This window comes from Pseudomonas poae, from assembly GCA_028869255.1.
GTDB classification, from domain to species: domain Bacteria; phylum Pseudomonadota; class Gammaproteobacteria; order Pseudomonadales; family Pseudomonadaceae; genus Aquipseudomonas; species Aquipseudomonas poae_C.
Map to the genome: position 1 here is coordinate 2,434,217 of CP110972.1, position 15,118 is coordinate 2,449,334.

The 15,118-nt window shown below is 61.6% G+C and carries 13 protein-coding genes and 2 pseudogenes; 11 read left to right on the plus strand and 4 right to left on the minus strand.

Translation table 11 applies throughout. The features are described from left to right. Nucleotides 1-1,026: an undecaprenyl-phosphate 4-deoxy-4-formamido-L-arabinose transferase gene (gene arnC / locus LRS56_11220; GenBank protein WDU64971.1), complete on the minus strand. Its 1,026-nt coding sequence runs from the start codon at nucleotides 1,024-1,026 to the stop codon at nucleotides 1-3. A gap of 413 nt (nucleotides 1,027-1,439) precedes the next feature. Between arnC and LRS56_11225 the strand changes: the two genes are divergently transcribed. Both LRS56_11225 and LRS56_11230 read left to right on the plus strand, forming a co-directional pair. Continuing rightward, nucleotides 1,440-2,252: a hypothetical protein gene (locus tag LRS56_11225; protein WDU64972.1), complete on the plus strand. Its 813-nt coding sequence runs from the start codon at nucleotides 1,440-1,442 to the stop codon at nucleotides 2,250-2,252. A gap of 108 nt (nucleotides 2,253-2,360) precedes the next feature. Then, nucleotides 2,361-3,275, plus strand: coding sequence for a tyrosine-type recombinase/integrase (locus LRS56_11230; GenBank protein ID WDU64973.1), 915 nt, complete (start codon nucleotides 2,361-2,363; stop codon nucleotides 3,273-3,275). A 131-nt stretch (nucleotides 3,276-3,406) separates the two neighbouring features. Here LRS56_11230 and LRS56_11235 read toward each other — a convergent pair whose 3' ends face one another. Continuing rightward, complete coding sequence (locus tag LRS56_11235; protein WDU64974.1) at nucleotides 3,407-4,264, minus strand: SDR family oxidoreductase; 858 nt, start codon at nucleotides 4,262-4,264, stop codon at nucleotides 3,407-3,409. A gap of 184 nt (nucleotides 4,265-4,448) precedes the next feature. Here LRS56_11235 and LRS56_11240 point away from each other — a divergent pair, with 184 nt between their 5' ends. The 8 genes and pseudogenes from LRS56_11240 to LRS56_11275 all read left to right on the plus strand — a co-directional run bounded on the left by LRS56_11240 (nucleotide 4,449) and on the right by LRS56_11275 (nucleotide 11,660). Then, entirely contained in the window at nucleotides 4,449-5,204 is a 756-nt protein-coding gene (locus LRS56_11240) for a GntR family transcriptional regulator (protein WDU64975.1), read from the plus strand. A 62-nt stretch (nucleotides 5,205-5,266) separates the two neighbouring features. Beyond that, a pseudogene (locus tag LRS56_11245) lies at nucleotides 5,267-6,930 on the plus strand (fumarate reductase/succinate dehydrogenase flavoprotein subunit). Nucleotides 6,931-7,027: 97 nt separating this feature from the next. Then, nucleotides 7,028-7,273: a ferredoxin family protein gene (locus LRS56_11250; GenBank protein WDU65726.1), complete on the plus strand. Its 246-nt coding sequence runs from the start codon at nucleotides 7,028-7,030 to the stop codon at nucleotides 7,271-7,273. 119 nt (nucleotides 7,274-7,392) lie between these two features. Continuing rightward, on the plus strand, nucleotides 7,393-8,799 hold the full coding sequence (locus LRS56_11255; protein ID WDU64976.1) for an ABC transporter substrate-binding protein: 1,407 nt from the start codon (nucleotides 7,393-7,395) through the stop codon (nucleotides 8,797-8,799). A gap of 1 nt (nucleotide 8,800) precedes the next feature. Then, the gene (locus LRS56_11260; GenBank protein ID WDU64977.1) at nucleotides 8,801-9,583 is read left to right on the plus strand and encodes an ABC transporter permease; all 783 of its coding nucleotides are present in this window, start codon (nucleotides 8,801-8,803) and stop codon (nucleotides 9,581-9,583) included. Then, the gene (locus LRS56_11265) at nucleotides 9,583-10,413 is read left to right on the plus strand and encodes an ABC transporter ATP-binding protein (protein WDU64978.1); all 831 of its coding nucleotides are present in this window, start codon (nucleotides 9,583-9,585) and stop codon (nucleotides 10,411-10,413) included. Before LRS56_11260 ends, LRS56_11265 begins: the two co-directional genes overlap by 1 nt. Further along, nucleotides 10,410-11,354, plus strand: coding sequence for a HEAT repeat domain-containing protein (locus tag LRS56_11270; GenBank protein ID WDU64979.1), 945 nt, complete (start codon nucleotides 10,410-10,412; stop codon nucleotides 11,352-11,354). Before LRS56_11265 ends, LRS56_11270 begins: the two co-directional genes overlap by 4 nt. Further along, nucleotides 11,351-11,660 (plus strand): annotated as a pseudogene (locus LRS56_11275) (DUF971 domain-containing protein). The gene LRS56_11270 and the pseudogene LRS56_11275 overlap by 4 nt, the downstream one beginning before the upstream one ends. Here LRS56_11275 and LRS56_11280 read toward each other — a convergent pair. Continuing rightward, complete coding sequence (locus LRS56_11280) at nucleotides 11,630-12,838, minus strand: multidrug effflux MFS transporter (GenBank protein ID WDU64980.1); 1,209 nt, start codon at nucleotides 12,836-12,838, stop codon at nucleotides 11,630-11,632. The pseudogene LRS56_11275 and the gene LRS56_11280 overlap by 31 nt on opposite strands. A 218-nt stretch (nucleotides 12,839-13,056) precedes the next feature. On the opposite strand from LRS56_11280, the gene LRS56_11285 reads away from it, so the two are divergent. Next, nucleotides 13,057-14,670: a methyl-accepting chemotaxis protein gene (locus LRS56_11285; protein WDU64981.1), complete on the plus strand. Its 1,614-nt coding sequence runs from the start codon at nucleotides 13,057-13,059 to the stop codon at nucleotides 14,668-14,670. A gap of 70 nt (nucleotides 14,671-14,740) precedes the next feature. Here LRS56_11285 and LRS56_11290 read toward each other — a convergent pair whose 3' ends face one another. Next, complete coding sequence (locus tag LRS56_11290) at nucleotides 14,741-15,097, minus strand: helix-turn-helix domain-containing protein (protein WDU64982.1); 357 nt, start codon at nucleotides 15,095-15,097, stop codon at nucleotides 14,741-14,743. Nucleotides 15,098-15,118 lie beyond the last annotated feature (21 nt).

Sequence of the window (15,118 nt, forward strand, 5' to 3'; positions counted from 1 at the left end):
TTAGACCTGATCAGCAGAAGTAGAGGTATGGGAGGACACCAGGCCGTCAACGACGACCACGGGAGCCGGTGCTGCCGGTTGGTTGCGCAGCACTTTTTCAATAAAGAACCGGGGGCGGGCGCGCACATCGCTGTACATGCGGCCCAGGTATTCACCCAAGAGGCCCATGCCGATGAATTGGCCACCGGTGAACACGAACAGCACGGCGAACAAGACGAACAGGCCGTCGCCCGCCCAGTCGGCGCCGAAGGCCAGGCGCATGACGATCAAGGCGAAGGCAAAAAACACCCCGAGCGCAGCCAGGCTGAAGCCGACGATGGACAGCAGGCGCAGCGGGGTGGTGGTCATGCAGGTCAGCAGGTCGAACATCAGGCTGATCAGGCGCATGGCACTGTATTTGGATTCGCCGTGTTCACGCTCGGCGTGGTGCACCAGGATCTCGGTGGTGTGGCGGGCAAAGCCGTTGGCCAGGATCGGGATAAAGGTGCTGCGCTCGCGGCAGGCAAGCATCGCGTCGACGATGGTGCGCCGGTAAGCGCGCAGCATGCAGCCGTAGTCGGTCATGGCCACGCCGGTGGAGCGTTGCACCGCCAGGTTGATCAGGCGCGAAGGCCAGCGGCGAAAGGCCGAGTCCTGGCGGTTGTTGCGTACGGTGGCAACCACGTCGTAACCCAGGGCGGCTTGCTCGACCAGGCGCGGGATTTCTTCGGGCGGATTCTGCAAGTCGGCGTCTAGGGTAATCACCACCTCGCCACGGCACTGCTCGAAACCGGCCATGATCGCCGCATGCTGGCCGTAGTTACGGTTAAGGATCACCGCGACCACGTTGCTGCCCTCCTGCTCGGCGGCGTCTTCCAGCAGTTGGGCTGAATTGTCGCGGCTACCGTCATCCACCAGGATGATTTCGTATTCGTAGGCCAGTTGCTGACAAGCTGCGGTGGTGCGACGCAGCAATTCAGGCAGGCTTTCTTGTTCGTTGTAGACCGGGATAACGATCGACACGCAATGAATAGGGTAGGGTTTCAAAGATTCATGACCTCGGGGGTTAGAGCAACTTGGAGCGTGAAAACAGCAATAATCATTGGGCGAATGTTTAGCCCGTTGATAAAACACGGCGCTAAAGGTGATGCGTAATCAACAGGTTAGACGGTGTAGCGGAATTTGCCCTGAAGTTTCATGTTTAAGATTAAGCGCAAAAATGTTGAACAGATATGAAAGGCAGATGAAAAACTCGTTTATTTGACAGGTAGACAGCTAGGGTTCAGCTAAACGAACAGGGGCGTTGCAGCGGGTATTTGGCCAGCCAAGTAAGAACTGTCCGCAGGGCGTTTGGTTCATCTGGCTTGCGCCGTACACGTCGGGGAACTTTATTGAAGAATCTTCTCTGCACTGGGCGCCAAGTGCCGGTAAAGTAAGCCGTCTCTTGCCAGGGTAGTCGGATGAATAGCGTGCAGCTTTTACGCGGCCAGTTGCGGCCAGTGTTGATGGGGTTGTTGATGACCGTTGCGTGTGTCACCACCGTGCGGGCCGATGAGGGCGTTGCGCTCACCAGCATCGACGAGGTGCCTGAGGGTGTGGAAGTACGGGGCAAGCAGATCGCCGCGTACACCTGGGAGGATCGCCAGGGCAAGAACCTGCTGGTGCTTGCCGAGCAGGTCAGCGAGCGCGATGACGACGGCACCCAGTCGGCGTTTGTGTACGCGGCCCAGTACCTGATCGACGGCAACCGCCCCAAACGCGTGTGGATGCTCTATGACGACGTGCAGCATTGCGAATTCGACGCGTCCCTGCGCTTCGACAGGGCTGCGACCAAGGTCACCGACCTGACTGGCGATGGCATTACCCAAGCCACGGTAGGGTATTCGCGCACCTGTACCAGCGATGTCAGCCCCAATGAATTCAAGTTGATCATGCACGTGGGCAAGTCCCAGAAATACCGCCTGCGCGGCGTCGACCGCGTGGGCGCCAGCTGGTGGGACGAAGAGGCCGGCGCGCTGCGGGGCATGCCGTTACCCAAGGATTGCAGCGTAGCCGGCCAGCAGGCGCTGGTCAGCCAGTACAAGGAGCAGGGCACCGAGCTGCCATTGCCGGGCTGCTATGGCGAGGAGAAGGATTTTGCCAAGGCGCCGGAGGCTTACCTGGCCTTCATGCGCCAGCACTGGTTCGCGCTGATGCAGAAGCAGGACACCGAATGGAGCCAGACCCAGACTCAGCCTCAAGACCCCGTCGAGGATGAAGATAGCGCCCCATGATTTGGTGCGGGCGCGCAGGGTGCGCTAGACTCAGCCTTCGCCAATTCACTAAATATCTCGATTAAACAATGGCTTGTCCGAGGTATTTAATCCAAAGGCTGATTTATTTTGACTGAGTCTATCCGCAACCCGCTGACCCTTTACCTCACCCGCCTGGCGCCGTCCAGCCAACTGACCATGCGTTATGTGCTGCAGGACGCCGCCGACCGCCTGGGCTTCGAGGACATCAACCTTGAAGACATCGACTGGCACCTGCTGCAGCCCGAACACGTCATCGCATTGGTCGCCGCGTTACGCGAGGATGGTTATGCGCCGAATACCTCGTCGCTCTACGTGAATGCGGTGCGCGGGGTGATGAATGAAGCCTGGCGCTTGAGCCTGATCAGCCAGGAACACCTGTTGCGCATGCGCACCGTCAAGGCCGCGCCCGGCACCCGTTTGGGCCAGGGCCGCAACCTGCGACGTACGCTGATCCGCGAAATGATGGAGGTCTGCGCCGCCGACCCACGCCCCCAGGGCCTGCGGGACGCAGCGGTGATCGGCATCCTGTATGGCTCGGGCATGCGTAAGTCGGAGTCGGTCAACCTGGACCTGGCGCAGATCAACTTCGACGAGCGCAGCTTGCGGGTGATCGGCAAAGGCAACAAAGAGCTGATCAAGTACGCGCCGGATTGGGCATTCGCCAAATTGCAGGCATGGCTGGCGTTTCGCCGCGAGCAGCTCAAGGAAGGCGAGCAGGATGACGCCTTTCTGTTCAACCGTATCCGCCGGGGCAGCCATATCACCCGCGAGCGCATCACCAAGCATGCGATCTACTACATCGCCCGCCAGCGCGGTGAGCAGGTGGGGGTCAAGATCATGCCTCATGACTTTCGCCGCTCGTTCATCACCCGCGTAATCGAGGAGCATGACCTGTCGATCGCGCAGAAACTGGCGCACCACACCAATATCCAGACCACCGCCAGCTATGACGTGCGTGACGACAATGAGCGGCGGCGGGCGGTGGATCGGTTTGACCTGTAACGTCAGGCAGGGTGAAGACCCAAAATGTGGGAGCGGGCTTGCTCGCGAAGGCGGTGTATCTGTCACTGGACCTGTGACTGACATACCGCATTCGCGAGCAAGCCCGCTCCCACAAAGGATTGGTGTAAAGGTTAGAGGATCGGCTTGCCGCCAGTGACGGCATACCGCGAACCGGAAATGTAGCTGGCTTCATCCGAGGCCAACAGTACATAAATCGGTGCCACTTCCACCGGTTGGCCAGGGCGACCCAGCGGGGTTTCACTGCCGAAGCTCTGCACGTCATCATCGGGCATGGTCGCCACGATCAGCGGCGTCCAGATCGGGCCCGGCGCCACACTGTTGACGCGAATGCCCTGGCTGCCGAGCAACTGCGCCAGGCCCCCGGTGAAGTTGGCGATCGCGCCCTTGGTGGCGGCATAGGCCAGCAGGGTCGGCTTGGGCATGTCGGAATTGACCGAGCTGGTGTTGATGATCGAGCTGCCGGCCTTCATATGCGGCAGCGCGGCCTTGCAGATGCGAAACATCGCGGTGATGTTGATATCGAAGGTTTTGACCCATTCCTCATCCTCGATTTCTTCAAGGGTTTCGTGGGTCATCTGGAACGCGGCGTTATTGACCAGCACGTCGATGCGGCCGAATTGCTCAACTGTTTTGTCGACCAGCTCTTGGCACACGCTTTTCTGCGCGATATCACCCGGCAGCAACAGGCATTGGCGGCCGGCTTCTTCGACCCAGCGCGCAGTTTCGCGGGCGTCCTCATGTTCATCCAGGTAGGCGATAGCCACGTCAGCCCCTTCACGCGCAAACGCGATGGCCACTGCACGTCCGATGCCGCTGTCGGCACCGGTGATCAGCGCGATCTTGTTGGCCAACCGCCCGGAGCCTTTGTAGCTCTGTTCGCCGCAATCCGGGTACGGGTCCATTTTCTTTTGTGAACCGGGCACGTTCTGCGCTTGCGGGGCGAAGGGTGGGCGAGGGTAGTCAGTCATTTCAATCTCCATAGGTTTGCAAGGGTGCTATGGGATTAGTAGTTTCACGCCGGGCGATAGTTGTAACGGATGCCGCGCAAGCCCGACGAGTGGTTGGCTTTAAGCTTATGCATAAACGGTATTTCCAACGGCGCCATTAGACTTCTTAAGATCACGTCATAACTCGTTATGACAAGTGACCTTGATGAACGATTCCAGCCTCTCCCCGCTGTCCAGCATTCCCTTGCATGCGCAACTGCGTGACCTGTTGCGCAGCCGCATTCTCGACGGTGAATACGCCCCCAATACTCAAATGCCTTCCGAGAGCGAGCTGGGCACGCGCTTCAACGTCAGCCGTATCACCGTGCGCCAGGCGTTGGGCGATCTGCAAAAAGAGGGTTTGATCTACAAGATTCACGGTAAAGGCACGTTTGTCTCCAAGCCCAAGGCCTTCCAGAACGTCAGCACCTTGCAGGGCCTGGCCGAATCCATGACCGAGCGCGGCTATGAAGTGATCAACCGCTTGCGCAGTTTCCGTTTCGTGCCGGCCGACAAACAGGTGGCCGAGCGTCTGGGCGTGGAGGAGGGCACCGTGGTTGCGCAAATCAAGCGGGTGCGCCTGATCAACCGTGAGCCGGTGTCGCTGGAAATCACCTACCTGCCACAACCCCTCGGCGAGCGCCTGGAAAAGGCTGACCTGGTCACCCGCGACATCTTCCTGATCCTCGAAAACGACTGCGGCCTGCAGCTGGGGCATGCCGATGTGGCCATCGACGCGGTACTGGCCGACAGCGACCTGACCCAGGCACTGAATGTAGAACCGGGCTCACCGATCATGCACATCGAGCGCCTGACCCACACCGCCGACGGCCAGCCGGTGGACTTTGAACACCTGTACTACCGTGGCGACGCTTTCCAGTATCGCCTGCGCATCGACCGTGAACGAGGAAGCCGCCCGTGAGCCGCCAAACCCTGGAACTGGAATACGACATCGTGGTGATCGGCGGCGGCACGGCCGGGCCGATGGCGGCGATCAAAGCCAAGGAAGCCAACAGCAACCTGCGCGTGTTGCTGGTAGACAAAGCCAACGTCAAGCGCAGCGGCGCGATCAGCATGGGCATGGACGGGCTGAACAACGCGATCATCCCCGGCCACTCGACGCCTGAGCAGTACACCAAGGAAATCACCATCGCCAACGACGGCATCGTCAACCAGGCGGCGGTGTACGCCTATGCCACCCACAGTTTCGAGACCATCGAGCAACTGGACCGCTGGGGCGTGAAGTTCGAAAAGGACGAGACCGGCGACTACGCGGTGAAAAAAGTCCATCACATGGGCGCCTACGTGCTGCCGATGCCTGAGGGTCATGACATCAAGAAGGTGCTGTACCGCCAGCTCAAGCGCGCCCGAGTGACGATCACCAACCGCCTGGTGTGCACGCGTTTGCTGACCGACAGCGAAGGCGCGGTAAACGGCGTGATGGGCTTTGATTGCCGCACCGCCGACTTCCAGGTGATCAAGGCCAAGGCGGTGATCCTGTGCTGCGGCGCAGCGGGCCGCCTGGGCTTGCCATCGTCGGGTTACCTGATGGGCACTTATGAAAACCCGACCAATGCCGGAGACGGCTACGCCATGGCCTACCACGCGGGCGCTGAGCTGGCGAACCTGGAGTGCTTCCAGATCAACCCGTTGATCAAGGATTACAACGGCCCGGCCTGCGCCTATGTGACGGGCCCGCTGGGCGGCTACACCGCCAATAACAAGGGCGAGCGCTTTATCGAGTGCGACTACTGGAGCGGCCAGATGATGTGGGAGTTCCACCAGAACTCGAAAGCGGCAATGGCCCGGTGTTCCTCAAGCTCGACCATTTGGCCGAGGAGACCATCCAGAACATCGAAACCATCCTGCACAGCAACGAGCGGCCGAGCCGTGGCCAGTTCCACGCCAACCGCGGCACTGATTACCGCAGCGACATGGTGGAAATGCACATCTCCGAGATTGGTTTCTGCAGCGGGCATTCGGCCTCCGGCGTGTGGGTGAACGAACGTGCCGAGACCTCGGTGAAAGGCTTGTATTCAGCCGGCGACATGGCGGCGGTGCCGCATAACTACATGCTGGGCGCTTTTACCTACGGTTGGTTCGCCGGCACCAACGCGGCCCAGTATGTGGTGGAGAAAGACTTCAGCGCGGTGAATGCCGAGCAGGTCGCCGCCGAACAGGCCCGCGTGTATGCGCCGCTGGACCGCGAGACCGGCCTGCCGCCGGCGCAGGTCGAGTACAAGCTGCGCCGTTTCGTGAACGACTACCTGCAGCCGCCCAAGGTCACCCGCAAGATGGAAATCGGCCTGCAGCGTTTCAGTGACATCGAGCGCGACCTCGACCAGATGAAAGCCCACAACCCCCATGAGCTGATGCGTGCCATGGAAACCAGCGTGATCCGCGACTGCGCCGAAATGGCCGCCCGCGCCTCGCTGTACCGCGCCGAAAGCCGCTGGGGCCTGTACCACCACCGCGTCGATCACCCGCAACGCAATGACGCCGAATGGTTTTGCCATTGCCACCTGAAAAAAGGCGATGACGGCCAGATGGTCAGCTTCAAGAAACCCGTGGAGCCCTACGTGATCCCGCTGGACGCCGAAGAAATGCAAGCCTACGACCGCCTGCGTGTAGGGGCTGATGCTGCCTGAGATAGAACCCTGTACCTGTGAGGGAGCAAGCTCCCTCGCCACAGGTTATTCGCCACAGAGAACAGAGAGCGCAAACATGCGCCCAGGACACCGTGAAATGGCCTACCAACCCCAGGAAATATTCTTCCGATCCAACGCGCCGGTGACGATCGACGAAGACAAGTGCATCGCCGAAAAAGGCTGCACCGTCTGCGTCGACGTGTGCCCGATGGACCTGTTGGCGATCAATCCCGCAACGCAGAAGGCGTACATGGCGTTCGACGAATGCTGGTACTGCATGCCGTGTGAGAAGGATTGCCCCACCGGCGCAGTCAAGGTCGAGATCCCGTACCTGCTGCGCTGAGCGTTTCGACTCAAAGCCATCCGCCAACACCGGACGCCAATGCCGTACCCCCTCGTTTCCCACCGTGCCTGATCACGGCGGAGACGATCCTATAACCATGATTCGAGGGGAAACACCCAATGTTCTTGCGCGCAACCTTTACCAGCCTGGTGCTGGCTTCCTTGAGCCTGTCGGTACAGGCGCAAACGATCCGGGTCGCCATCGGCACCCAGGACACCACCATCAACTGCGCGGCCGGCGGCTTGCTGATCCGCGAGTTGGGCCTGCTCGACAAGTACTTGCCGCATGACGGCAAGTACAAGGACGCCACCTACGATATCCAGTGGAAAAACTTCACCAGTGGCGCGCCGCTGACCAATGAAATGGTGGCCGGCAAGCTCGATTTCGGCGCCATGGCCGATTTCCCCGGGGCCTTCAACGGCGTGGCGTTTGAGGGCGCGGGCAAGCACAGCCTGTTTATCAGCGTGCTGTCGGGCAATATCAAAGGCAGTGGCAACGGCATCGTGGTGCCGACCGAGTCCAGCGCCCAGTCGTTGGCCGACCTGAAAGGCAAGACCATCTCGGTGCCGTTTGCGTCCACCGCCCACGGCATGCTGCTGCGTGCCGTCGCAGCGCAAGGCTGGGACCCGCTCAAGGACGTGAACATCATCGCCCAGGCCCCGGAAGTGGCGGGCTCGGCGCTGCAAGCCAACAAAATCGAGGCACATGCCGACTTTGTGCCGTTTGCCGAGCTGTTTCCCAACCGGGGGTTCGCCCGCAAGATCTATGACGGTTCGCAGTCCAACACGCCGACCTTCCACGGTGCCCTGGTGGACGAAAGCTACGCCCTCCAGTACCCGGAAGTGGTGGTCGCCTACCTGCGTGCAAGTCTCGAAGCCAATCAGTTGCTGGCGGCGGAACCGGAGCAATACAGCGAACTGATCGAGAAAGTCACCGGCGTCGAAGCCGAGGTCAACTACCTGTTCCACGGCCCGCTCGGCGTGCAAACCCGTGACCTGAGCTGGAAGCCGGAATACCGCCAGGCCGTCGGCACCGCCATCGACACCCTCAAGCTGCTGAAAAAAGCCGACCGTGGCCTGGACCTCAATACCTTTATCGATGACCAGTACATCCGTGCGGCCTTCAAGGCGTCCGGCCTGGACTATCAAGCACAGTTGGGCAATTACGCCCAGGCCCCGCTCAAGGCCAACGATGCGTTGACCGGCAAGCCCATCAGCGACTGGAAACACGTGGCGCAAATCTGGGTGAAAGGCGAGCCCAAGGTGCGTGACTACGCGTCAGCCGAATCGGCGTTCAGTGCATTGGCCAGCTTGAAAAAAGAAGGCAAGGAGGTGCGTGCGGTGTACGCCCAGGCCGAAGACAGCGGCATCAAGTTGCTCGCCAACCAAGCCTGGTTCGCCAGTGATCGCCAAGGCAACTTGAGTGCGTTCCTGCTCAAGGGCCAGGCACAGCAGTTCGCTGACGCCGAGGGCGGCAAGGTGTTCGATTTCACCAGTGCCGGCGCCCAGGCCGTGGCCGGTCGCTGACATGTCGACTGCAGCTTACCGCTGGTTACTGCGCGCGGCCTCGCTGCTGGTGTGCCTCGGGTTTTGGCAACTCGCTGCCAGCCAACATTGGGACCTGTGGCTGGTGACCTTTGCCAACGTACCCACCCCAGGCGCCGTGGTGGAGGCGGCGCTGGGCCTGGTGGACTCGGGCAAGTTGGCCCGGCATTTGAGTGCCAGCCTGACCCGGGTCTTCGAAGGTTACCTGGCCGCCGTGCTGGTGGGGGTTGGTCTGGGCATCGCCATCGGTCGTTCGAAATGGGCTGAAGATATGCTGCTGCCGCCCCTGGAAGTGATCCGCCCGATTCCGGCGGTGGCGTGGATACCGTTGGCGATCCTGATGTTTCCATCCTCGGAGCTGTCGATGGTGTTCATCACCTTTACCGGCGCGCTGTTTCCGATCCTGCTGAACACCGTACATGGCGTCGAAGGCGTCGACCCTCGGTTGATTGCTTCAGCCCGCAGCCTGGGGGCAGGGCCGGTCGCGATCCTGTGGGAAGTGGTGGTGCCGGGCGCTGCGCCGAGCATCATTACCGGGCTGGCCATCGGGATGGGCACCTCGTGGTTCTGCCTGGTGACGGCAGAGATGATCTCCGGGCAGTTTGGCATCGGCTATTACACCTGGGAGTCGTACACCATCCAGAACTATGCCGACATTGTGGTCGGCATGCTGTTGATCGGCGTGCTGGGCATGGGCAGCAGCTGGCTGGTCAAGCGCCTGGGCGCCGTGTTCACCCCCTGGCACCGTTCGCGAGGTAAAGCCTGATGGAAGGAAGGATTCAAATCAGCGGGTTGTCGATTGTGCTGGGCGAGCAGGCGCAGGCGTTCGAAGCGGTCAAGGCGCTGGATTGCAGCATCGAGCCCGGGCAATTCGTGTGCATCCTCGGCCCGTCGGGCTGTGGCAAGTCAACCCTGCTTGGCGCGCTGGCCGGCCACCTGGTGCCGAGCCAGGGCACGTTGCAGATGGATGGGCAGCCGGTGATCGGCCCGTCACAGCAGCGCGGCATGGTGTTCCAGCAGCACACGCTGTTCCCGTGGCGCAGCGTGCGCGAGAACGTCGCGTTCGGCTTGAAGATGCGCGGCGTGGGCAAGGCTGAACGTTTGGCGGCAGCCGACGAGATCCTGGCCCTGGTCGGGCTTGAAGGGTTTGCCGAGCGTTGGCCGAACCAGCTGTCGGGCGGCATGCAGCAGCGCGTGGAAATCGCCCGGGTGCTGGTCAACCGCCCACGTCTGTTGCTGATGGACGAGCCGTTCGGCGCACTGGACGCGCTGACCCGCATGAAGATGCAGGCCTTGTTGCTGGAGATCTGGACGCGCATCCGCACCACCGTGGTGTTTGTTACCCACGACATCGATGAAGCGCTGTTCCTGGCCGATCGCATCCTGGTGATGAGCCCGCGCCCGGGGCGCATTATCGAAGACTTCCCGCTGGATTTTGCTCGGCCGCGCCATACCGAACTGATGACCACCCCCGAATTCACTCACCTCAAGCGCCATTGCCTGGAACTGCTGCACCATGAAGATGGCCGCCAGTTGCCTCGCCTGAACCCGCTCGGGCTGCCCACCGATCATTCAACACCGCGATTTGCCATATGACCTATAACCCGGAAATAGAAGCCCTGCGCCCGCGCCTGCAAGCCTCGGACGCCGGCATGCGCCGCATTGCCCTGATCGACCTGGCCGACCTCGAAGACCCCGACAGCCTTGAGTGGCTGGTGGACAGCCTGCGTAACGATCCGTCGGTTGATGTACGTGCCCAGGCGGCCACCTTGCTGGAAGCCTGGGAAGACGACGAGGTGGTGCAGGCGTTGTGCGAGGCGCTTACGGATGCCGAGCCGCCCGTGCGCGAGGCGGCTGCCCAGAGCCTGAGTGTATTGAAAACCGCCGAGGCGGGGGCGTTGCTGCTGCCCTGGACCGAGCATGCCGAGGTGAGCGTGCGCACCGCGATATTCCGTGCATTGCGCGAGTTGCGCCTGGCCGCTGCGGCCCCGGCGGCGTTGCGGGCATTGGCGGACGCCGATGCGGGTATCCGGCGTGAAGCGGTAGGCGTACTGGGTTGGCTCAAGCACTTGCCGGCGCTTGGGGCCCTTGCCACCTTGGCCAGCAGCGATCCGGACACCGAAGTGCGCCGCGCCGCCACCGGTGCCCTGGGCCTGGCGAATGACGATCAGGTGCTGCCGGCGCTGCACCTGGCATTGCTGGACCCGGCCTGGCAAGTCCGTGAAGAAGCCGCCACCACCTTGGGCAAGGTCGGCAGTATCAACGCTGGGGATGCGCTGGTCGCTGCGCTGGCGGACGAGTACTGGCAGGTTCGCCTGCGGGCTACGCGCAGCCTTGGCCGGCTGCGTTATCTGCCCGCGCTGGAGGCGCTGATCCAGACCCTGGGCCACAGCATCAGCAACCTGCGCAAGGAAGCCGCTCTGGCACTCGGCGAACTGGGTGATCGCCAGGCGCTGGTGGCGTTGCGTGACGCGGCCGACGATGGCGACCCGGAAGTGCGCAAGGCCGTGCGGATTGCCTTGGCGCAACTGCAATGACCGTCGCCCCCAACGCCATTGGCAAAGGCCGCGACGGGCGACTGCGCCTGGAATGGGCCGAAGGCGCGCAGTGGATCCGGCACGCCCGTTTGCGCCGCGAATGCCCGTGTTCGCAGTGCCGGGCGTTTCGACTGCGGGGCAGCCCGCCGCTGGTGTCTCGACGCGGTGAGGGTGGTGGAGATCCACCCTCAGGGGTATGGCGTGCAACTGGTGTTCAGCGATGGCCACCAGCGCGGGATTTATCCCTGGGCGTTGCTGGCGCAAATGGGCAGCGATCAGGAGGAGGGCGGGGCGCTCGCCAAGTGAGCCGGCAGGCGGCGCAGCGTCCACAGTGTGGTGAGCATCGCCGCTACGGCGCACAGCGCGATCCCCACCAGCATCGGCGCCGGGGTATGGTCGGCGAACACACCGACCAATGTCATGGACACGGCCGCCGTGATCATCTGGATCGCCCCGAGCAGGGCCGAGGCCGAACCCGCCACTGCGCCGTGGTCCTCCAACGACAACACACCGGCTGCCGGCAGCAGCAGGCCGAGAAAGCCGAAGCCGATAAACAGCAACGTCATCGTCAACGCCAGGCTGTCGACCCATAGCGTGGTCGCCGCCAGCACGGCCATGACCGCCGCCACGGCCACCACCGACCAACGAATCAGCGGCGCCAGGCCAAAGCGTGCGCTGAGGCGTGCAGTCAGTTGGCTCATGGCAAAAAACGAAGCGGCGTTCAGGGCAAAGCCGAGGCTGAACTGGGTCGGCGTCAGGCCGTAATACTCGATGTACACGAACGGCGCACTGCCGATAAACACGAAGAAGGTTGCCAGGCCAAACCCGCACACCACTGACAGCCCGATGAAGACCGGGTCACGCAGCAACGCGCCATAGCTGCTGAAGGCACTGCCCAGGGTCTTGCCCAGGCGACGCTCGGCCGGGTGGGTCTCGGGCAGTTGCACGATGGTCATCACCAGGCACGCCACGGCAACCACCGCCAGCACGGCAAACACTTCGCGCCAGCTCCACAACGAGATCACCAGGCTGCCGGCGAGCGGCGCGAGGATCGGCGAGACGCTCATCACCAGCATCAGCAAGGCCATGAGTTTCGCGGCTTCATGCCCGGTGTACAGGTCCCGCACAATGGCGCGGGGAATCACCATGCCCGCGCACGCGCCGAACGCCTGCAGGGCGCGAAAGGCGATCAGCGTTTCGATGGTGGGCGCCAAGGCGCAGCCGACACTGGCCACGGCAAAAATCACCAGCCCGGCATAGATCGGCGGCTTGCGCCCGAACACATCACTGATCGGCCCGTAGAACAGTTGGCACACGCCAACGATCACGAAGAACACCGTGAGACTCATCTGCACCAGCGCCGGCGAGGCATGCAGGCTCGCGCCCAGGGTCGGTAAGGCCGGCAGATAGATGTCGATGGCGAAGGGGCCGACGGCAGTGATCAAGCCCAGGAGCAGGGCGAGGTGGGCGATGCTTCGAGACATGGATTTTCCGTCGCCATCAGGGGGCCGCCCAGCTTAGTGAGCCGACTGCGGCTGTACAAGATGAAGTTGATGAATCTGTTCCCCTGCGCGTCAGCGCAAGGGAAACGCGCAGATCCCCCAACTTGCGCTTCACTAATAGTCAACTGATGCCGATAACGGTAGTAGACGCTCAAGCGGTTGGGTTCCCAACCGCCTGTCCAGGCTATGGGGATACCTGCATGACGATCAAATTACGCTTGATGCTGTTGATTGCGACCGGGCTGCTGACTGCCTTGATCATGAGCCTGGCCGGGTACCTGGGAAATACCCGGATGGGCGACGCCGTGCAAAACAACGAAGTCAGCATGACGGTGCTGCGTAACCACATGGAAGCCGACATGATGCACGACGCGCTGCGCGCCGATGTGTTGTCGGCGATGTTGGTGGGCCTGGATAAAAGCACGAGCACCAGGGCTGAAGTCAGCAACTCGCTCAAGGAGCATGCCGAGCATTTTCGCCAAGTGTTGGCAGACAATCTCAAGCTGCCGCTGGACGACGCGCTCAAGGCCAATCTTGAAAAAATCAAACCCAGCCTCGACACCTATGTAAACGCCGGCGAGCGCATTGTTGCGCTTGCCCTGGACAATCCCGAGGCCGCTCGCGCAGAGCTGGGGAACTTCAACGCCGCTTTCAGCCAACTGGAAGACCAAATGGCGAGCCTGAGTGAGCTGATCGAGAACAACACGCAGCAGACCAGCGCTGGCACTCGGCAGACCATCAGCCACGCTAACCTGACCTTGGGCACGGTGTTGATCGCCAGCCTTTTGCTGTTGTTGGCTCAAGGCCGCTGGGTGATCTTGAGCATCATGGGGCCGATACAGACGGCCAGCCGCATTGCCGCCAGCATCGCGCGGGGCAACCTGAGCGAGCCGATTGTAGAGCCCAGCCGCAAGGACGAAGCCAGCTCATTGATCCGCAGCCTCGCCATCATGCAACGAGACTTGCGCAGCATGATCGAAGTCGTGCGCAGCAATGCCCATGGCGTGAATGGCATGAGCAAGCAATTGAGCCAGGGTTGCCATGAAGTCGCCGAAAGCAGCCAGCAGCAAAGCGCCGCCTCCAGCACCATGGCCGCGGCCGCGAGTGAAATGACCGCCAGTATCGAGGAAATCACTCGGCATGCCGAGCGCGCTTTGTCCATGGCCAACCAGGCAGAAACCCTGGCTAAAGATGGCGGCCGGGTGATTCACCAAGTGGTCAGTGACATGGACGGGATTGCCCGTTCGGCGCAGCAGTCCGCCCAAGTGATCCGCACGCTGGACAAGGAGTCCGAGGCGATTTTCAGCATTATTCAGGTGATCAAGGGGATTGCCGACCAAACCAATCTACTGGCCCTGAACGCCGCGATCGAAGCCGCCCGCGCGGGTGAGCAGGGGCGCGGTTTTGCGGTGGTCGCCGACGAGGTGCGCAGCCTGGCGGGGCGCACCAGTGCGTCGACCCAGGAGATTGCCAGTATGGTCGGGCGTATCCAGCAAAGCACGCGGGAGGCAGTGACCAGCATGGAGGAGGGCGTTGCTCAAGTGGACAAAGGCATGGCGGTGACGGCCGATGTGGAACGGGCGATTCGGGAGATTCTGCAGGCCACCCTGAGCACCACCGAAATGGTGAATGACATCTCCCGCACCATCAGTGAGCAGAGCCTGGCCAGCAATGAGATCGCCCATCAGGTGGAGATGATTGCCAGCATGTCGCAAAGCAATAGCCGGGTCGTTGGGGAGACTGCATCGACGACCGACGAGCTGTCGAACCTGGCAGGGCAGCTATCGCAATCGGTGGACCGCTTTCAGCTTTGATTTTGTTAACTAATTGATTTAACTCAACTAAATAGTCATTTAGTTGAGTTGGCTATCAAGGGCAGGGGGCTCAGGGTTGGGCGAGGGCAGTGCGCCGTTCGGCGATGCGCTCAACCGTTTGCATATGTTGCGTGCCCCACTGGCACAACGCGCCCAGCGCCGTGGCCAGAGAGTGCCCGAAGGGTGTCAGCGAGTACTCGACCTTGGGCGGTATCTCGTGGAAATCCACCCGGGCAATGATCTCGTCGCGCTCCAGCTCCTTGAGTTGCTGGATCAGCACCTTATCGGTCACACCGCCAATCGCGCGTCTTAATTCACCATATCGATGAACATTTTGCGCCAGGTTGAACAGCACCAGGGGCTTCCATTTACCGCCAATCACCGCCAGGGCCGCTTCGAGACCACAGTTGAATGAGTTGTTGGCCATGATCGTGCAGGCTCCTATGGG